15 protein-coding genes are annotated in these 19,314 nt (G+C 68.3%); 7 read left to right on the top strand and 8 right to left on the bottom strand.

Annotated elements, in window-relative coordinates; translation table 11 throughout:
- Positions 1-86: 86 nt before the first annotated feature.
- The 3 genes from AC1Q7F_RS25895 to bioD form a co-directional block, all read right to left on the bottom strand.
- A complete protein-coding gene (locus AC1Q7F_RS25895) occupies positions 87-1,040 on the bottom strand; it encodes a diguanylate cyclase domain-containing protein (protein ID WP_492511441.1) in 954 nt (317 codons plus the stop codon).
- Positions 1,037-4,765, bottom strand: coding sequence for a PAS domain S-box protein (locus tag AC1Q7F_RS25890; RefSeq protein WP_492511440.1), 3,729 nt, complete (start codon positions 4,763-4,765; stop codon positions 1,037-1,039). The genes AC1Q7F_RS25895 and AC1Q7F_RS25890 overlap by 4 nt, the downstream gene beginning before the upstream one ends.
- A gap of 117 nt (positions 4,766-4,882) precedes the next feature.
- Positions 4,883-5,578 (bottom strand): dethiobiotin synthase, encoded by a 696-nt coding sequence (gene bioD / locus AC1Q7F_RS25885; protein ID WP_492511439.1) that lies wholly within the window; start codon positions 5,576-5,578, stop codon positions 4,883-4,885.
- 170 nt (positions 5,579-5,748) lie between these two features.
- On the opposite strand from bioD, the gene bioB reads away from it, so the two are divergent.
- Genes bioB through AC1Q7F_RS25860 form a run of 5 tightly spaced genes read left to right on the top strand, consistent with a single transcriptional unit; the run spans position 5,749 to position 10,739 of the window.
- On the top strand, positions 5,749-6,756 hold the full coding sequence (gene bioB / locus AC1Q7F_RS25880; protein ID WP_492511438.1) for a biotin synthase BioB: 1,008 nt from the start codon (positions 5,749-5,751) through the stop codon (positions 6,754-6,756).
- Positions 6,753-8,027, top strand: coding sequence for an adenosylmethionine--8-amino-7-oxononanoate transaminase (locus AC1Q7F_RS25875; protein WP_492511437.1), 1,275 nt, complete (start codon positions 6,753-6,755; stop codon positions 8,025-8,027). The genes bioB and AC1Q7F_RS25875 overlap by 4 nt, the downstream gene beginning before the upstream one ends.
- Positions 8,024-9,217 (top strand): aminotransferase class I/II-fold pyridoxal phosphate-dependent enzyme, encoded by a 1,194-nt coding sequence (locus tag AC1Q7F_RS25870; protein ID WP_492511436.1) that lies wholly within the window; start codon positions 8,024-8,026, stop codon positions 9,215-9,217. The genes AC1Q7F_RS25875 and AC1Q7F_RS25870 overlap by 4 nt, the downstream gene beginning before the upstream one ends.
- Complete coding sequence (locus AC1Q7F_RS25865) at positions 9,214-9,990, top strand: alpha/beta fold hydrolase (protein WP_492511435.1); 777 nt, start codon at positions 9,214-9,216, stop codon at positions 9,988-9,990. Before AC1Q7F_RS25870 ends, AC1Q7F_RS25865 begins: the two co-directional genes overlap by 4 nt.
- The gene (locus tag AC1Q7F_RS25860) at positions 9,984-10,739 is read left to right on the top strand and encodes a methyltransferase (protein ID WP_492511434.1); all 756 of its coding nucleotides are present in this window, start codon (positions 9,984-9,986) and stop codon (positions 10,737-10,739) included. Before AC1Q7F_RS25865 ends, AC1Q7F_RS25860 begins: the two co-directional genes overlap by 7 nt.
- Here AC1Q7F_RS25860 and AC1Q7F_RS25855 read toward each other — a convergent pair.
- The gene (locus AC1Q7F_RS25855; RefSeq protein ID WP_492511433.1) at positions 10,709-11,830 is read right to left on the bottom strand and encodes a 2OG-Fe(II) oxygenase; all 1,122 of its coding nucleotides are present in this window, start codon (positions 11,828-11,830) and stop codon (positions 10,709-10,711) included. The genes AC1Q7F_RS25860 and AC1Q7F_RS25855 overlap by 31 nt on opposite strands.
- Before the next feature lie 148 nt (positions 11,831-11,978).
- Between AC1Q7F_RS25855 and AC1Q7F_RS25850 the strand changes: the two genes are divergently transcribed.
- Complete coding sequence (locus AC1Q7F_RS25850) at positions 11,979-12,962, top strand: asparaginase (protein WP_492511432.1); 984 nt, start codon at positions 11,979-11,981, stop codon at positions 12,960-12,962.
- A 173-nt stretch (positions 12,963-13,135) separates the two neighbouring features.
- On the opposite strand, the gene AC1Q7F_RS25845 is transcribed toward AC1Q7F_RS25850, so the two are convergent.
- The 3 genes from AC1Q7F_RS25845 to AC1Q7F_RS25835 all read right to left on the bottom strand — a co-directional run bounded on the left by AC1Q7F_RS25845 (position 13,136) and on the right by AC1Q7F_RS25835 (position 16,480).
- Complete coding sequence (locus AC1Q7F_RS25845; protein WP_492511431.1) at positions 13,136-13,927, bottom strand: hypothetical protein; 792 nt, start codon at positions 13,925-13,927, stop codon at positions 13,136-13,138.
- Positions 13,928-14,004: 77 nt separating this feature from the next.
- Complete coding sequence (locus AC1Q7F_RS25840) at positions 14,005-15,207, bottom strand: CaiB/BaiF CoA transferase family protein (RefSeq protein ID WP_492511430.1); 1,203 nt, start codon at positions 15,205-15,207, stop codon at positions 14,005-14,007.
- A gap of 85 nt (positions 15,208-15,292) precedes the next feature.
- A complete protein-coding gene (locus tag AC1Q7F_RS25835; protein ID WP_492511429.1) occupies positions 15,293-16,480 on the bottom strand; it encodes an acyl-CoA dehydrogenase in 1,188 nt (395 codons plus the stop codon).
- Between the two features lie 129 nt (positions 16,481-16,609).
- Between AC1Q7F_RS25835 and AC1Q7F_RS25830 the strand changes: the two genes are divergently transcribed.
- Positions 16,610-17,527 carry a LysR family transcriptional regulator gene (locus AC1Q7F_RS25830; protein ID WP_492511428.1) on the top strand — a complete coding sequence of 306 codons (918 nt, stop codon included), beginning with the start codon at positions 16,610-16,612 and terminating at the stop codon, positions 17,525-17,527.
- A gap of 25 nt (positions 17,528-17,552) precedes the next feature.
- Here the strand turns inward: AC1Q7F_RS25830 and AC1Q7F_RS25825 are convergent, their stop codons facing one another.
- Positions 17,553-19,205, bottom strand: a complete 1,653-nt coding sequence (locus tag AC1Q7F_RS25825) for a class I adenylate-forming enzyme family protein (protein ID WP_492511427.1) — start codon at positions 19,203-19,205, stop codon at positions 17,553-17,555.
- Between the last annotated feature and the right edge of the window lie 109 nt (positions 19,206-19,314).

The raw sequence follows: 19,314 nt of genomic DNA, 5'->3' as shown, positions 1-19,314 counted from the left end.
CAAGCTGGCAGCTATCAGGCGAACCGACTACAATGCACTGCAACCCAGTCGCACTTCAGCGTGAATCCGCCCGCAAAGTTAAAATGTCAGTCCCCATCCCCTGCCATCGCCACGCGGTTGCGGCCTTTGGCCTTGGCGCGGTAGAGCGCCTGATCGGCATCCCCCACCAGGGTTGCTGACAGGGCGGCGATATCGCCGCCGGGGGTTGGTGCCAGGGTGGCTGCACCGGCGCTGATGGTGACAAGGTCGCCATCGGGACGGGCGGCGTGCGACAGAGACAGGGCGGCCACGGACCGGCGCAGCTTGTCTGCCACCGTCCGCGCGGCCTGGCTATCCGCACCGGGCAGCAGGATGGCGAACTCCTCCCCCCCGAAGCGGGCGGCCACGTCACCGGCGCGGCGAACGGAACCAGCCAGCGCACCCGCCACGGTGCGCAGGCAATCGTCGCCAGCCTGATGGCCGTAGAAATCGTTATAGCGCTTGAAATGATCGACATCGGCCAGGATCAGCGACAAGGGCGATGCCCCCGGCTCGGTCAGACGGCGCAACTCATGCGCCAGGCTTGTGTCCAGGGCGCGACGGTTGGCGATACCGGTCAACCCGTCCAGCGTGGCCATGCGCAACAATGTGTCGGTGCGCTGCTTCAGGGTCAGGTGCGTGCGCACCCGCGCTTCCACGATATGGGGGTGAAAAGGCTTGGTGATGAAATCCACGGCCCCGGCGGCCAGGGCCCGCACCTCCACCTCCACCCCGCGATGGGAGGTGACGAACAGGATGGGCATGTCGCTCATGCCCGGCAGGGTACGCAGCGCGGCACAGGTCTGGAACCCGTCCATCCCTTCCATCTCCGCATCCAGCAGCACCAGGTCGGGCCGTTCGGTCCGCGCCGCGGTCAGCGCGTCGGCGCCGCCGGTGGCAAAAACCACGTCGCCCAAGCTCCGCACCACCTGCGCCAGCACGCGGATGGTGGAGACATCGTCATCGACGATCAGGATCCGGGCCGGGACGGGGGCCGGGGTAAAGGGCAAACCGATGGTCACGCGGGGAACTCCGACTCCAGAAGCGCCAACGCATCCTCATAACGCAGAGCTTCCACCAGGGTGGACAGGTTTCGGAACTTGTCCGTCCCCAGCCGCCGGGTCAAGTCGTGTTCGCACTCGGCCAGCACATCCAGCGCAGTCAGGCGGCGGCTGCGCAAGGCGGCGCGCAGGTCCGCCAGGTGGGGCGGCGGGGCTGTGGCGGCCTGGGCTGCCGGCGGCGGGGCCACGGGGGCGGTGTCGGACGGGTGCGGGCGGGTGCGGTTCCGGATGGCGGCCACCACCGCCTCCAGCGCGGCTTCCAGCCCGGCCAGGGCGGCGGAATGATCGGCGGTGGCATCGGCGCGCAGCGCATGCTCCAGATCGGTAGCCAGTTCCGTCACGGCCAGGGCCGAGATATTGCCGGCGGCCCCGCGCAGCTCATGCAGCTTGCGCACCGCCATGTCGGTGTCCCCCGCCGCCAGACGCCGGGCCAGCCGCGTGCCCAGCCCGTCGAACCGGGCCACGAACTGGTCCAGGATCATCTCCAGCAGCGCACGATTACCCAGCACGCGGCCCATGGCCTGGTCCAGGTCGATGCCGGAGATCGGGTCCGGCCGGGTCAGCACGGGTGGCGGGGTCACCGGCGCCGGTGGCGGCTCGTCCTGCGTGCCGGCCAGCCAGCGGCGCAACGTGGACAAGAACAGGGCCGGCACGAAGGGCTTGTCGATATGATCATCCATGCCCGCCTCCAGGCAGGATTTCAGATCATCGATATAGCCCGCCGCGGTCAGGGCCAGAATCGGCACGTTACGGCCCGCCGGCAGGCCGCGGATGGCGCGGGTCGCCTCCAACCCGTCCATCACCGGCATCTGCAGATCCATCAGCACCAGATCGAAGCTTTCGCGCTGGAAGGCGGCGACCGCCTCCTCCCCATTGTCGACGACCATGGTGACGGCGCCGGAACGGTCCAGGAAGCTGCGGGCCACCACCTGGTTCAGCTCGTTATCCTCCACCAGCAGGATGCGCGCGCCGTGCAGGCCGGACATATCATCGGCCGGTATCGCGGGCGTCACGGCGGCGCGCGGCGGGCGGGCGGGTGCCACCGTCTCTTCCAGGCACAGATCAATGATGAAGCGGCTGCCCTGTCCCGACACGCTTTCCGCCCGGATGGTCCCCCCCATCATGCCGACCAGCCGATGGGTCAGGGCCAGCCCCAGGCCGGTGCCGCCATGCGAGCGGCGGTGGCTTTCGTCGCCCTGGGTGAAAGGTTGGAACAGCCGTGCCACCTGTTCGGGCGACATGCCGATACCGGTGTCGCTGACGATGAATGTCAGATCCACGCGTCCGTCAGGCCCCCGGCCCCGCTGGCGCAGACTGATGCCGATGGCCCCCGATGGGGTGAACTTCACGGCATTGCCCACCAGATTGTCCAGAATCTGGCGCAGCCGGCCGGCATCGCCCATCACCCAGGCGGGCAGGGTCGGGTCGATGGCGATATCCAGGGCCACATGGCGGGCGCGCACCACGGGCGCATATAGGTCGGCCACCGCCGATACCGGGTCGGACAGAAAGAAGGGGGCGGTTTCCAGCAGCAGCTGCCCGGCATCGATGCGCGAATAGTCCAGAATGTCGTTTATGATGGCCAGAAGCGCCGAACCGGCGCGGCGGATGCTGTCGACATGGGTGCGCTGATTGTCTGTCAGCGGATCGTCCAGCATCAGGTGCGCCGACCCGATGATGCCGTTCAGCGGCGTGCGGATCTCATGCCCCATATTGGCCAGGAAGGCGGACTTGGCCCGGCTGGACGCCTCCGCGCCGGCCAGCGCCTCGCGCAGGCGGGCGGCGTCGCGCACCTGGGCGGATATGTCGGTGGCGATGATCAGATAGCCGGCGATATCCCCGCCCCGGTCCGTCAGGGTGGTGACGGCCAGCAGAACGGGCAGGCGGGTGCCGTCCTTGCGCAGCCAGCTCCATTCCCGCATTTCCACCCCACCGTTGCCCGTGCCCTCGGCCAGCACATCCATGGCCGATAGGATGGGCTGGCCGCGGTCGGCCTGGATGGCGTCGCCGCGCCGGCCCAGTTCCACCGGATCGTGGAACAGGGCCGGTGTGGCCTTGCCCACCATCTCATGCGGGTCATAGCCCAGCATGGTTTCCGCCGCCGGATTGAACAGGGTGATGGTGCCCGACCGGTCACAGGCGATGATGGCGGAACCGGCGCAATGCAGGATGGCATTGCGCAGGGCGGCCAGTGCCTCGATCTCCATCGTGCGCTCGCGCACCTGCTGTTCCAGGCGGCTGTTCAGGTCGCGGATGCCGGCTTCGGCCACCATCTGGTCGGTGATGTCGCGGATGATCATAGCCGCCCCCATGGTGCCGTCGGCACCGCGCACCGGCGTGGCCGTGATCGATACGTCGATGGGGCGGCTTTCCACATGCAGGCGGCGGGTGCGCAGGTTCACCACATTCTCCCCGCGCGCCACGCGGGCCAGCAGCTCGTCCTCCTGGATCTCCAGGCCGGGCGGCACGATCAGTGCCCGGGTGGCACGGCCGATCGCATCCTCGGCCGTGCGCCCGAACATGGCCGTGGCGGCCCCGTTCCAGCTGGTGACACGGCCGTCGGCCGACAGGCCGATGATGGCGTCGCTGGCGCTGTCGACAATGGCGCCCAGCCAGGCGTCGCTGGCCATCAGCGCGCGGTCGCGGCGGCTGGCCAGGCGGAAGAACACCAGCACCAGCACCAGCAGCCCCACCAGCAGCAGGCCCAGCCCCGCCACCCACAGCCGCACCTTGTTGGCGTTGGCGGCCACGATGCTGTCCGGCACGGTGGCGATGATGGTCAGGTAGCGGCCGGCGCTGTCTCCATCCAGCGTCACGCGCTGGCGCAGCACATGCTCCACCCCGTCCGGCCCCTGCACGGCCTGGACACCGCCACTGCGCGCCGCCGCCTCCGGCGGCCGGAATTCCTGGTCCCAGCGGCCGGGCCGCGTACCGGTGAAGCGGCGTTGCGGATCGGGATGCAGCAGGAAATTCTCCTGCGCGTCCAGCAGATAGAGGCGGTAGATCGGGTTGATGTCGTTGGTCAGGGCGGCCAGCAGCCCGCGCGCATCCAGGGCCAGGGTCAGCGCCCCGAAGCGCCCTCCCTCCACGGTCGACAACGCCACCGCCAGCCGCAACAGCGGGCGCGGCGCTGCCTCCCCCTCGCGCACCAGGTCGGGACCGGAAAGCAGCGTATCGCCGACCGACCGCCGGTCCAGCATGTCCAGCAGGTCCAGATCCGGATGGTAACTGATACCGGTGCCCCGCGGCCGGCCGTCGCGGTTCTCCACGGCAACAATGGGCGCATGATCGCGCGCCGACAGCAGGGCCAGCCGCTCCACCGCGGGCTGCGACACGGCATAGCCTGTGAAGATCGCCTCCAACCGCCGATGCCAGAGAGCGGCATCGGTCTTCTCACTCGCGTCATATCCGCCGCCGGCCTCGGCCCGCGCCAGGCCCGCCACGGGCGGGGTCAGCGACAGGAACCGGGCCTGGGCCCGCATATCCTCCAATGCGCGTGACAGGATGGCGGTGCGCTGGAGAACCAGGGTGCGCAACCGCACATCCATTTCCGCCTGATCGCGTGCACGCTGCTCCCGCCCCGCCAGAAAGGATGTGGCCAGCACCAGCAGGATCAGGCCCGCCGTCATCAACAGGATGGTTCGCGGACGCGGTCCGCCTTGCGTGGTGCGGTCTTGTATCTGCACGTGAAAGTCCCTGGGGCGACGGTGGGGGCGGCCGCCATTTCATCCATCTGGATGAGGGCATTTGCGCTGAATTCCTGTCCAAACGATAGATATCCAGGCGGGTAGGAAGGCGGCCGGCTACGGCCCCGCCATCGCCGTCAGGACCGATGCCAGCTCGGCCACCGCCGGATGTGCGTGCACGCCGTCCGGCAGTCGCGGCAGGTGCAGGATGGGCAGGCCGGCCAGGAAGGGAGCCAGCGCCGCCACCGTGTCGGCGGGCGGCACCGTGGCGCCGGGCGTGGCGGACAGCACCAGGGCTGCCACCCGCAGCCCCCTGGCCGACAGCACGGCATGGGCGGTCAGGATGTGGCTGATCGTGCCCAGATAGGTGCCGGCCACCAGGATGGCGGGCAGGCCCAGGTCGCCCATCCAGTCCAGCACCGTGCGTCCGTCATCCACCGGCGCCATCACCCCGCCCACACCCTCCACCAGCAACGGCCCCGCCGCACCCGCGACCTTGCGGCGGCAGGCGGCCAGCATCGCCTCATACGGCACCAGCCGCCCTTCCAGCCGCGCCGCCATGTTGGGGGCCAGGGGTGCGGTGAAGCGCCAGGGGGACAGGCGGTCGAGATTGTCGGCCGTCAGGTCCAGCCCCAGCGCGTCGATCAGGGCGGCGGGGTCGCTGCCGCGCGCATCATCGGGATCAATGCCGCTGACCAGCGGCTTGAAGGCGTCCGGCGACAGGCCCTGTGTCCGCCAATGGCGCAGCAGGCAGGATGACACGAAGGTCTTGCCGATATCGGTGCCGGTGGCCGTGACGAAATATGCACCCATGATCAATCATCCCCTTACCTGGGGGGAAGCTGGCGTTCCACCACCCCTCATTCCCTCAACCCCCCCATGCGCCGTCGGGACATCTGTCCTGCATTTGGGTCCTGACAGGGTCGCGTAACAGGTTTTATACCACTACCCGAACAGCCCGCTTCCAGTCGAAGGGATGAGAGATGAGCATCGCCGCCACCGTTCCCCACGCCGCAATCGCCGGCAATCCGATCCGCACCGATTGGACCCAGGCTGAGGTGGAGGCCCTGTTCAACCTGCCCTTCATGGATCTGCTCTACCGCGCACAGACCCTGCACCGCCAGTTCTTCGATCCCAACGAGGTGCAGATTTCCACGCTGCTGTCGATCAAGACCGGCGGCTGCCCGGAGGATTGCAATTACTGCCCGCAGTCGCAGCAGTTCGACACCGGCCTGAAGGCATCCAAGCTGATGCAGGTGGAAAAGGTGCTGGCCGAGGCGCGGGCCGCCAAGGAACAAGGCGCGTCGCGCTTCTGCATGGGGGCCGCTTGGCGCTCGCCCAAGGATCGCGACCTGGATACGGTCTGCGCCATGGTGGAGGGCGTGAAGGCCATGGGCATGGAGACCTGCGTCACGCTGGGCATGCTGCGCCCGGACCAGGCACTGAAGCTCAAGGATGCCGGCCTGGACTACTACAACCACAATCTGGACACGTCCGAAGAGCATTACCCCAATATCATCACCACCCGCACCTATCAGGACCGGCTGGACACGCTGGACGCCGTGCGCAGCGCCGGCATCAATGTCTGCTGCGGCGGCATCATGGGCCTGGGTGAAGGACGCGAAGACCGGGCCAGCCTGATCCGCACCCTGGCCACCCTGCCCCAGCACCCGGACAGCGTGCCGATCAACCTGCTGGTCAAGGTCGACGGCACGCCGCTGGATCAGGCCGACGCCGTCGATCCCATCGAATTCGTCCGCACCATCGCCGTGGCCCGCATCACCATGCCGGCGTCGGTCGTCCGCCTGTCGGCGGGGCGTGAGGATATGAGCGATGAGATGCAGGCCCTGTGCTTTGCGGCCGGTGCGAATTCCATCTTCTATGGCGAACGCCTGCTGACCACGCCGAACCCGGCGCAGCAGCGCGACGCCAACCTGTTCAAGAAGCTGGGCCTGCGCTCCATGCAGGTCGAGGTGGAAAGCGCCGAATGACGGGCGGCAGCCCCGGCTGGCAGGCCGACGGGATGCGGCATGTCTGGCTGCCCTATAGCCAGATGAAGCATGCCGATCCGCCGCTGCCCGTGGTGGCGACGGATGGCACGCGCATCCATCTGGCCGACGGCCGCGTGCTGATCGACGGTATCGCCAGCTGGTGGACGGCGTGTCACGGCTATAACCACCCGCATCTGCGCCAGGCCCTGGCCGAACAGGCGGCGCGCATGCCGCATGTCATGTTCGGCGGCCTCTGCCATGAACCGGCCCTGAGGCTGGCCACGCGGCTGGCGGATTTGCTGCCGGGCGATCTGACCCGCGTGTTCTTCGCCGAAAGCGGATCTGTGGCCGTTGAGGTCGCCATGAAGATGGCGATCCAGTACTGGCTGAACAAAGGCGAGCGGGGGCGGACCAAGCTGCTGTCCTTCACCGGCGGCTATCATGGCGACACCATCGCCACCATGGCCGTCTGCGATCCCGATGAGGGTATGCACGCCCTGTTCACCGGCCTGCTGCCCGAGCATCATGTGCGCCCCCTGCCCCGCGATGCGGAAAGCCTGGCCGGGCTGGAGACATTTCTGGAACGCCATGCGGGGGAAATCGCGGCCATCCTGGTGGAACCGCTGGTGCAGGGCGCGGGCGGCATGGTGTTCCATGACGCGTCGGTGCTGCGCACCCTGCGCACCCTGGCCGACCGCTATGGCACCCTGCTGATCTTTGACGAGATCTTCACCGGTTTCGGGCGCACGGGCACCATGTTCGCGTGCGAGGCGGCGGGGGTGGTGCCCGACATCGTGACCCTGTCCAAGGCGTTGACCGGCGGCACCCTGCCCTTGTCGGCCACGGTCGCCCGCGCCCATGTGTTCGATGCCTTCTGGTCGGACGATCCCATGGCGGCCCTGATGCATGGCCCCACCTATATGGGCAATGCCCTGGCCTGTGCGGTGGCCAACGCCTCGCTGGACCTGTTCGAATCACACGACCGTATGGGTCAGGTTGCGTCCATCAACGGTTGGCTGGCCGCAGGGCTGGAGCCTTGCCGCTTCCTGCCCGGCGTGGTCGATGTGCGGGTTCTGGGCGCCATCGGCGTGGTGCAGATGGATAGGATCAGGGATTTAACGGGTTTGAAACGACTTTTGGTAGCTGAGGGGGTGTGGATACGGCCCTTTCGCGATATTCTATACCTCACGCCAGCCTTCACGGCGACGGAGGAGGATGTGATGCGTCTGACGGGGGCCATTGCCCGCGTGCTTGAACGGGGCGTTCCATGAGTGGTGCTGCCGGCTGGCTGGATATGCTGGCGGCCCAGGCGCTGGACGCGCTGGACCTGGCGGGCCGCCGCCGGACCTTGCGCGACTTTGACCGCGACGGCATCCGCCTGCGCCTGCCCGACGGGCGGGTGCTGATCGATGTCGCGTCCAACGATTATCTGGGCCTGGCGCAGGACCCCGGCATCATCGACCGCGCCGCCGAGTACATCGCCCGCTATGGTGCCGGCAGCGGTGCCTCGCGCCTGGTCTGTGGCACCCTGACCGCCCACCGGGAGGTTGAGGAAAAGCTGGCGGCCTTCCTGGGCACCGAAGCCGCCTTGCTGTTCGGCACCGGGTTCCAGGCCAATGCCACGCTGCTGCCAGCGTTGGCGGAGTTGCTGGGTGCGGAGGCGGAGCTGCTGGTGGACCGGCTGTCCCATGCCAGCATCCTGACCGGCGCGTTTGCCCAGGGGGTGAAGGCGCGGCGCTTCCGTCATAACGACCTGAACCATCTGGAAGATCTGCTGAAGGAAGCTACTGGCCCGCGGCTGGTGGTGACGGAAAGCGTGTTCAGCATGGATGGCGACATGGCCGATCTGGCCGCCACCCTGGACTTGGCCGACCGCTATGGCGCCCCCGTCTATCTGGATGAGGCGCATGCCATCGGCGTGCTGGGGCCGGAGGGGCGGGGGCTGGCAGCATCCTTGCCGGGCCGGGTGACGGTGACCATGGGCACGCTGGGGAAGGCGTTCGGCGGCTTCGGCGCCTATGTCGCGGGGTCGCGCCTGCTGATCGATTACCTGACCAACCGCTGCGCCGGGTTCCTTTACACCACCGCCCCGCCGCCCGCCGTGCTGGGCGCGCTGGACGCGGCCCTGGATGTCATCCCGTCGCTGGATCTGGAGCGCATGCGACTGGCCAGCATGGCGGACGCCGTGCGCATGGCGGTGCGCGGCGCCGGCTATGATACCGGCGCCAGCGCCACCCAGATCATCCCCGTCATCGCCGGGGAGGAACAGGCGGCCCTGGGCCTGCAGGCCATGCTGGAAACCGCCGGGTTCCTGGCCGTGGCCATCCGTCCGCCCACGGTGCCGGCCGGCACCGCCCGGTTGCGCCTGTCGCTGTCGGCGGCGCTGGACGACCATGTGGCGGGACAGCTGCTGACCATCCTGTCCTGCCTGCCGCCGCCGGGACCGGGCCTGTCCCCATGATCCGCCCCCTGTTCCTGTTCGTGCATGGCTGGGCCGGCACGCCCCGCCTGTGGGATGGGGTGTGTGCTGAACTCTCCGCAATGGGGGTCGATGCGGGGGATATGGTCTATCTTTCTCCCCGTCATCCCGGCGAAAGCCGGGACCCAGGGGCCACAGAAACAAACGTTTCAGCAGCGGACATCAAAGCCGCCGATAGGTCGGGTACGCCGCCCCTGGGTCCCGGCTTTCGCCGGGATGACGGTGAAGGGGGCGGTGAAACAGGGGATGACGGCGAATGTGTGGGTGGCGGAAATCGCCCCGTCATCGGCATCGGCCACTCCATGGGAGCGGCCTGGCTGCTGGCCTATGGTCCCAAACTATCGGGCTTCGTCAGTCTGAACGGCTTCACCCGGTTCAGTGCCGCGCCCGGCTTCCCCGGCACCCATCCCCGCGTGCTGGCCCAGATGCGGCGCCGGCTGCTGGCCGATGTGCCCGCCGTGCTGGCGGATTTCCATGCCCGTGCCGGGCTGGCCCTGCCTGAAGACCCGGCCGGCACCGACGCGCTGGCGGCGGGGCTGGATCTGCTGGGCAGCATTGACGCGCGCCGGGCTTTCGGAGTTTTTGCCAGCCCCTATCTGGCTCTGGGCGGGACTGATGACGCCATCGTCCCACCGGCCCACACCGCCGCCTGCTTCCCCGATCCAGTGATGGTGGAAGGGGTGGGCCATGCCCTGCCGCAGGTGCGGCCCGACCTGTGCGCCCGTCACATCATGGAGCTGGCGGCCCGATGCTGACCGGAACCGACAAGCGGGCGGTGGCGGGGCGGTTTGCCGCCGCCGCAGGACGCTACGACGCCTCGGCCCGCGTGCAGGCGCGTATCGCCCATGCCCTGGCCGACAGGCTGGCGGCCCTGGATCTGCGCGACGGCGCGCGGGTGCTGGAGATCGGGTGCGGTACTGGGCTGCTGACGGCCGCCGCCCTGTCCCGCCTGCCGGGCGTCGGGTCCTGGCTGGCTACGGACATCGCCCCCGCCATGGCCGATGCCTGCCACCGCCGGCTGGCGGGTGAGGGGCGGCTGGCCGTGGCGGCGATGGATGGGGAGGTGCCGGCGGTGGCCGGCCCCTTTGATCTGATCTGTTCCAGCCTGGCCCTGCAATGGTTCCCCGATGCCGCCGGGGCGCTGATGCGCTGGCGCGCCATGCTGGCGCCGGGCGGGCATTTGTGCGTGGCGACGCTGGGGGTGGATACGTTCGCACAGTGGCGCAGCGCCCTGGCGGCGGCCGGGGCGGCCGGGGCGGGTCCGGCCTATCCGGATGCGGGCACCCTGTCACGCTGGCTGGGGCCGGGCGGGCGGGTGGAGCGGCAGGATTTCGTGGAACATCACGCCGACGCGCGGCATTTCCTCCATTCCCTGCGCGGCATCGGGGCGGATTATGCGCCCGGCCGGCTGCCGGCCCCGATCCTGCGCCGGGCCATGCGCCTGCTGGAGGTCGCCCGGCCGGTGGCCGTCACCTATGATGTGCGCTGGTTGTCGGTGGGGTGATTATTGTTCTCGCCGGTCCCCAGGAACCGCAGATTGCCCTCGCGCAGCTTCGCGCCTTCCTCATCATACAGGAAGGGCAGAAAGGCATAGCGGGTGCCGCGCGTCACCGGCCGCGCCTCATGCAGCAGGGAGCAGGAGAAGACCACGGCCCCGCCCGTGGTGGGGCGATAGGTGCGGGGCCCGAATTCCGGGAAGCACAGGTCCCCGCCCTCGAAATCCTCTTCATTCAGGTTGATGGAGACGGCGAAGCGGCGATGGGCCGTGCCGCGCGTGGTATTGTCGCGGTGGGGGCGGAAGAAGCCCTGCTCGGCCGCGTCATAGCAGGCGACGATATAGCGTTCCATCCGCGTGGTGCGGAATTGCAGGGCCCGGGTGATCATGGGCAGCAGCCGTTTTTCGATCCGGGCACGGGCGGCGGCGATGACGTCGGGGTCCTGGATCGGCATGTCGCGGCGACGCTTGAACCCATGGTCGATGGTGCCGACCGTCCTGCCATCCTTCTCAAGCATGAAGCCGGAATCCTCGCCGCCCTGCGCCTGGTACAGCGCGATCAGCTGGCGGCAGAATTCCGGCTCGAAGATGCCGGGCACGGCCAGCACGGGGGCCGGCTGGTCCACCGGGCCCATCAGACCGGCCGGTGGCAGGGTGGCCACCCGCACCAGCACCGCCGCCCCCGCCGACAGCGGCGCGCGCAACAGTACCCGCATCAACGTGTCCACCACCACCCAGCCGCCTTCCGGGCCGATGCCATAGGCGTTGGCGATGCTGCCCGACGGGTCGTCGCGGAACTGGCGCAGCCGGGGCCAGCGCAAGCGCGCGGCGATGTCGCGGCTGTGCGGCATCACGGCGAAGCTGACCACATGCCGCTCGTTCATCCCGCTGGCCCAGCCGGCCAGCAGGTCGGTGGCGGCGTCGGCCTCCCCCGCATTGCTGCCGTGGAAGCACAGCACGACGTTGCGCCCGCCCAGGCTGGAGAAGTGGAACTGCGGGACCTCGCCGCAGGGTGCGACGAACCACGGGGCAGGTTCGCCGATGGCGGGATGGGCGGCGGGGTTCGCGGCGGGATCGGGGCGTGCGTTTTCACAGGTCATATGCGGTAAACGCGCCGGCGCCGGGTTTCATCCGTGGCAGAGACTATTTTTCCCCGATGTCCGGGCCGGGTCGTCAAATCGGCATTGGCGGCCGGCCCGCATCCTGCTCCATATGGGCGCCATTGCCCTTGTTGACGGTGTGCTGACCATGGCCGACATGACCTTCCTCTACCTGCTGGGCGGCACCATCTTGTCGCTGGCCGGCAAGGCCGATGCCGCCGACAGCGCCGCCTTGCTGCGCGCCGCCGGGATCAGCACGGGCGGGCCGGTGACGGTGCGGCCGCTGCGTTCGGTGGGCAGCCAGAACCTGACCCTGGCCGATCTCCGCCACCTGGCGGCGGAGATCACCGCCCGCCATGGCGAGGGCATGCGCGCCTTCGTCGTGGCCCAGGGCACGGACACGATGGAGGAAACCGCCTTTCTTCTGTCGCTGCTGGCCCCGGCCGATGCCACCATCATCATGACCGGGTCGATGCGCACGGCCGACGCGCCGGGGGCGGAAGGGCCGGGCAATCTGCGCGACGCGCTGATCGCCGCCCGCGCCCTGTCCGGAAAGCGGCCGGGCGTGCTGGTCTGCATCGCGGGCGAGCTGCATGACGCGCGCCTGGTGCGCAAGATGGATTCAGGCCGCATCGCCGCCTTCGGCAGCCCCGGCTGGGGCCCGGTGGGCAGCATCATCACCGGCCGCGTCCGCCTGGGCATGACCCCCCTGCCCGCCCCCGGCCCCTATGCCTGGGCCGACGGGACGGCGGCATCGCGCGTCGGCCTGCTGACCGTGGCCATGGATGCCGATCCCCTGTGCGTCACCCCCTATGCCGATCCCGCCTGGGACGGGCTGGTGGTGGAAGCCATGGGATCGGGCCATGTGCCGGTGGCGCTGGCCGCGCCGCTGGCCGCCATCGCTTCGGTCAAGCCGGTGCTGCTGGTCAGCCGCTGCCCACAGGGCGACACCGACGGCCATGGCACCTATCAGGGCGAGGGCACGGCCGCCTGGCTGCTGGCCAATGGCCTGATCGATGCCGGCAGTCTGGACGGGCGCAAGGCGCGGCTGCTGCTGACCGTGCTGCTGGCCGCCGGTCCCGACAGGGTGCGGGCGGAGATGGCGGGATGGGCCGGGATGGGTGTGGTCTAGGCTCTGCTGAGAACGCCGATAGATACCTTTTTCGCCTCCCCGGCGACAAGCCGGGGCCCAGGGTCACGAGCCCAACGTTGAAGCGGCGTTGATCAACACCGCGGAGAGGGTTTCCTTGTGGCTCCTGGGCCCCGGCTTGTCGCCGGGGAGGCGAAAAACGCGATGTCGAATTATCATAAATCCGCGGGCGCCACTGTCCCCGGCAGCCAGCGGCCGCGCATCTGCTGGCGGGCGGCACCGCGCAGTTTTTCCGGATAATCCGGCATTTCCGGCCCGATCAGGGGCAGGTTCATGGCCGCGATGGTGGCGGCGATGCCGGCCTGATCCAGCCCATGGCCCCAGGCCACCGCATGGCGGGCGATCTCCAGCTCCTGACCCCAGAAATAGATGGCGCGGGCCTGGGCATTGGCCTGCATGACCCGCACCTCCTCCACCCGCCCGTCATTCATCAGGGGCAGCCAGATGTCGGGCATCAGCAGATCGACGGGCTGGTCGGGCCGGTAGGTATAGGCATCGCCCTGCACGAGGTTCAGTTTGGCCCGCGCCTCTTGCGGCAATTGCGCGGCCAGATCCAGCTCCCGGTGCAGCGCCAGGATATCGGGATCCAGTTCCACCACCGTGACCCGGCTCACCAGGGGGGACAGCGCGCAATTGACCGCACACCAGCCCATGCCCATGCCGCCGATCAACACATGGCCGCGCGCCAGCCGGATGCCGATCTCCTGGCTTTCCAGCTCCATGGGCGTGGTCGACATCCAGGTCTCTCCATCCCGGACCAGGCCGACCATGCCCTGCATCAGGCGCGCCGGGCTCCAATATCCCATGGAAACCGACATCTCCGCCCCGCGCAGCTGCCAGCGCCCCTGCGATGTCAGCCGGTAGTGCGGGATGAACAGGTCGGTCTGGTAAAGCGCCAATCCCAGCACCTGGGCGGATGGGGCGGGCGCGGACGCAGGCTGGGTCATGGTCATCCATCTTCATCATCGGCCGGTTGCCGTCATGATGCAGCAATACCACTTTTCATGAATGAATGGCGAGAGCCTCAGCCCACCACGCCCGCCGCTTTCAGCGCCGTGATGCGGGCCTGATCCAGCCCCAACAAAGCGCCCAACACGGCCCCGGTATCCGCGCCCAGACCGGGCGGCGCCTGGCTTTCCACATTGGGCGACAGACTGAATTTCACCGGGTTGGCCACGCCCGGCACACTGCCTGCGCCCGCATGCGCCATGGTCAGCGCCATGCCGCGATGGATGACCTGGGGGTCGGCGAAGGCCTGCGACAGGCTGTTGATGGGACCCGCCGGCACGTCGGCCGCTTCCAGCGCTTCCAGCCATTCCGCCCCGGCCCGTGTCACCAGCCGCGCGGTCAGCAGTGTGGTCAGTTCCACCCGGTTGGCCACCCGCGCCCGGTTGCTGGCAAACCGTTCGTCGCTGCCCAGCTCGTCCACGCCCAGCACGGCGCACAGGCGCTGGAACTGCCGGTCATTGCCGACCGCCAGGTTGATATGACCATCGGCCACCGCGAACGTGTCATAGGGCACGATGGACGGGTGGCCATTGCCCAGCCGCCTGGGGTCGCGGCCCGACACCAGCACGTTCAGCGCTTGGTTGGCCATGGCGGCCAGCATGCAATCCAGCAGCGCCACATCGATGCGCTGACCCAGGCCCGTCCGTTCGCGGTGCTGCAGGGCCGCCAGGATGGCGTTGCCGGCATAAAGCCCGGTGATGATGTCGGCCAGCGCCACGCCGGCCTTGGCCGGCCCGCCATCGGCCGGCCCCGTCACGCTCATCAGGCCGCTCATGCCCTGGATCAGGAAATCATAGCCCAGGCGCTGGGCATAGGGTCCGTCCTGGCCGAAGCCGGTGATGGAACAATAGATCAGGCGCGGGTTGAGTGCCGACAGGCTGTCAAAGTCCAAGCCATACTTGGCCAGGCCCCCGACCTTGTAATTCTCCACCAGCACATCCGACCGGGCGGCCAGATCGCGGATGATCTGCTGCCCCTCGGCGGTCGTGAAATCCACCGCGATGGAGCGCTTGTTGCGGTTGGCGGTCAGGAAATAGGCCGACGGGCTGTCCGGCCCGTCCACGAACGGCGGGCCCCAGCGGCGGGTATCATCCCCCTCCCCCGGCCGTTCGACCTTGATGATCTCCGCCCCGAAATCCCCCAGCATCTGCGTGGCCCAGGGCCCCGCCAGGATGCGGGAGAGATCGAGGACGCGGATGCCGTCAAGTGCTGCGGTCATGGTGGGGGCCTTCGTCATGGGCGATCACATTCCGTCATCCCGGCTTTCGCCGGGATGACGGAAAATGGGGATGTTTGGCAAATACTCAAAAAAACGCCTGCAGCCCGGTGATCGCCCGGCCCAGGATCAGGGCGTGCACGTCGTGCGTGCCCTCATAGGTGTTGACCGTTTCCAGGTTCACCATGTGGCGGATGACGTCGAATTCGCCGGAGATGCCGTTGCCGCCATGCATGTCGCGGGCCTGGCGGGCGATGTCCAGCGCCTTGCCGCAATTATTGCGCTTCATGATGGAGATCATTTCCGGCGCCACCTGCCCGGCCTCGAACAGCCGGCCGACGCGCAAAGACCCCTGCAGGCCCAGGCTGATATCGGTCAGCATGTCGGCCAGCTTCTTCTGCACCAGCTGCGTGCCGGCCAGCGGCTTGCCGAACTGCTTGCGGTCCAGCGTATAGGTGCGCGCCGCATGGAAACACGCCTCCGCCGCCCCCATCGCCCCCCAGGAAATGCCATAGCGCGCCCGGTTCAGACAGCCGAACGGCCCCTTCAGGCCCGACACGTTGGGCAGCAGCGCATCCTCCCCCACCACCACCCCGTCCATGACGATCTCACCGGTGACCGAGGCGCGCAGGCTCAGCTTGCCCTCGATCTTGGGTGCCGACAGCCCCTTCATGCCCTTTTCCAGGACGAAGCCGCGGATAGCGCCGCCATGGGCGTCGGACTTGGCCCAGACGACGAAGACATCGGCGATGGGGGAATTGGTGATCCACATCTTGGACCCGGTGATCCGATAGCCATCGGCCACCTTCTCAGCCCGCGTGCGCATGCCGCCCGGATCGGACCCGGCATCGGGCTCCGTCAGGCCGAAACAGCCGATCCAGTCGCCAGACGCCAGCTTGGGCAGGTATTTCTGCTTCTGTGCCTCGCTGCCATAGGCCTCGATCGGGTACATGACCAGCGATGATTGCACGCTCATCATCGAGCGGTAACCGCTGTCCACCCGCTCCACCTCCCGCGCCACCAGCCCATAGGCGACATAGCCCACACCCGCCCCGCCATATTCCGGCGCCACGGTCACGCCCAGCAGACCCATCTCCCCCATCTCACGGAAGATGGCGGGATCGGTTTCTTCCTTCTCGAACGCCCGGCGGACGCGGGGTTGCAGCTTTTCCTGGGCATAGGCATGGGCGCTGTCGCGGATCAGCCGCTCCTCCTCCGTCAGCTGGTCGTTCAGCAGGAAAGCGTCATCCCATTGGAACCCGGCCAGACCAGCCATGATCGAAACCCCATGCGTGAAGAAAGGACCTTAGCGATACGCCGGCCAAGGTAAAGGCGCAAACCATGTTTCGTCACGAACTTGATGAGGATTTGGAATGAAGTATGGCGGGTTTGGTCGAGTTTAGGCATGATCGGCGTAAAATTGCGCATGAGCCACCCGATGTTCGCCCGCCGCCTGATCCCCAGCACCGCGTCGCTGATCGCGTTCGAGGCGGCGGCGCGGCTGGGCGGGTTCACGGCCGCCGCTTTGGAGCTGAACCAGACACAGGGTGCGATCTCCCGGCAGGTGGCGCAGCTGGAAGCACAACTGGGCATCCCGCTGTTCACCCGGGTGCGCCAGCGGGTGGCGCTGACCCCCGCCGGGCGCTATTTCGCCGATCAGGCCCGCGACCTGCTGGGTCGGCTGGGCCATGCGGCGGCGCGCACCATTGCGTTTGACGGTGATGGCGGTACCCTGGACCTGGCCATCCTGCCCACCTTCGGGGCGCGCTGGCTGATCCCGCGCATGGGCGATTTCTTCGCCCGGCACCGGGGCGTCACCATCAATTTCTCCACCCGCGTCCGCCCCTTCGACCCGCGCGCCGAAGGCATCGACGCCGCCATCATGGCGGCACCGCCGCCCGTGCCGGGCCTGATCGGCCATCGCTTCATGGGGGAGGTGCTGGTGGCCGTGGCCGCCCCTGCCCTGCTGCGCGCCAATCCGGTCACCATCCCCGCCGATGTCGCCGCCCTGCCCCTGCTGCAGCAGGAGACACGGCCCGATGGCTGGGACCGCTGGTTCGCCGCCCATGGGCTGGCGCGGGGCCGCCAACAGCCGCTGGTGTTCGAACAGTTCCTGCTGGTCATCCGCGCCGCCGTGGCCGGGCTGGGGGCGGCGCTGGTGCCGTCCTTTCTGGTGACCGACGAGCTGGCGGCCGGCGAACTGGTGCCCCTGCCCGGCGGGGAATTGACCACCGATGGCGGTTATCACCTGGTCTATCCGGCCGACCGCGAGGGCTATGGGCCGCTGGTGGCGTTCCGGGAATGGTTGCTGGCGGTGGCGTGAGGGTCACCGGCACCGACGCTACCGCTTAAGCCACCGCGCCAATGGCCAGTTCCGCCTCCAGCTGCTGACGCAGCTTGTATTTCTGGATCTTGCTGGCCGACATCGGCCAGACGGTCACGAAGCGCACATGGCGCGGCACCTTGAAGCTGGAGATCCTGCCCCGGCAGAAATCCATCACCTCCGGCGCCGTCAGGCTGCTGCCGGGATGCAGTTCGATGAAGGCGGCGGGCACCTCTGTCAGGCGGGGGTCGGGCACGCCCACCACCTGGCACAGTTTCACCGCCGGATGGCCGCCGATATAGGCCTCGATCTCCGCGGCGGCGACATTCTCCCCGCCGACCTTCAGCATGTCCTTGGTGCGGCCATGGAACATGATGTTGCCATCCGCATCCAGCGACCCGACATCGCCGGAATGCAGCCAGCCATCGCGCAAGGCGTCGGCCGTCTTCACCGGGTCCTTGTAATAGCCGTCCAGCAGGCCGGGGCCGCGCACCAGGATTTCCCCCTTCTGTCCGGCCGGCAGGTCGTTGCCCAGGGCATCAACGATCCGCACCTGGATACCGGGCAGCGGCCGTCCCAGCCGGGTGGTCCGCGCTTCGTAACTGTCGTCAAGGCGGCTGGTGCAGACGGTACCCGCCGCTTCCGACAGGCCATAGGTGCCGACCTGGATGCAGTTGGGCATCGCCTTGGCCAGCATCTCCTTCATCGCACCGGTCTGCACCGCCAGCGATGAATTCATCAGCCGCATCGCCGACAGGTCGGTCTTCACGAAATCCGGATGGTGGATCAGATCCACCATGATCGGCGCGAAACAGGGGTAACTGGCCGTGACGCGATACCTCTCCAGCATCTGCAGCGCCATGCCGGCATCGAAATGCTGCATGGAGAGATAGGTGCCGCCCACCGCATAGATCGCCATCAGCGGCAGGATGGCCGCGATATGGAACAGGGGCAGCGGCGACCAGAACCGGTCACGGTCGGTCAGCTCATAGCGTTCGGCCAGGGCCTGCGACGTGCGCACGATGGCCTCATGGCTGATCAGGCACCCCTTGGGGTTGGATGTCGTGCCGGATGTGTAGAGCACGATGCCCGGATCGCGCACCCGGGCAAAGGCGCGGCGTTCATGTACCTGCTCTTCCGTCACCGTTTCCGCCTGGGCCTCGAACCGCGCCGCCGTCACCGTGAAGGGCCGCCCGCCTTCACCCAGCAGCACGATGGAGCGCAGGCGTGGACAACCGGCCAGGCGCAGATCCATCGGGTCCTGCTGTGCCGCCAGCCCCTCCAGCCCCTCGCACAGCCGGTCCACGAAATTCAGCTGGTCGGCCACCTGCTCCGTCGTGATGATGGTGACCAGATCGGCATTCTCCACGACATAGGCCAGTTCATGCGCGCGATAGCGGGCATTGATCGGCGCGGTCACCGCACCCGCCAACGCCACGCCGAACAGAATATCGACGAAGTCGATGCAGGATGGCAGCAGCACGCCGACATGGTCGCCCGGCCGCACGCCGAGCGCCATCAGCCCCCTGGCATAGCGCAGGGCCCGGCCGGCCAGATCACGGTAGGTGAGTTTCTCCATAGGGAAGATCAGCGCGTCCCTGTCGGGCCAGCGATGGGCGGCGGACAGCAGCAGGTCGCCCAGGGTGGTGGCATGGATGAACTGGTCGGCCTTGCTCATCAGGGATCGAACCTTTCAGGCTTTCTGGGTGCTTCGCCCGCGTGGACGCGGGCGGGAAGGCCCGGCGGCGACGGCGGGCACCGGGCCCATCTGTATCGCGGTATCGCAG

The organism is Niveispirillum sp. GW835-FHT14G11, from assembly GCF_058793615.1.
This window is presented reverse-complemented; position numbering and strand designations above follow the sequence as displayed.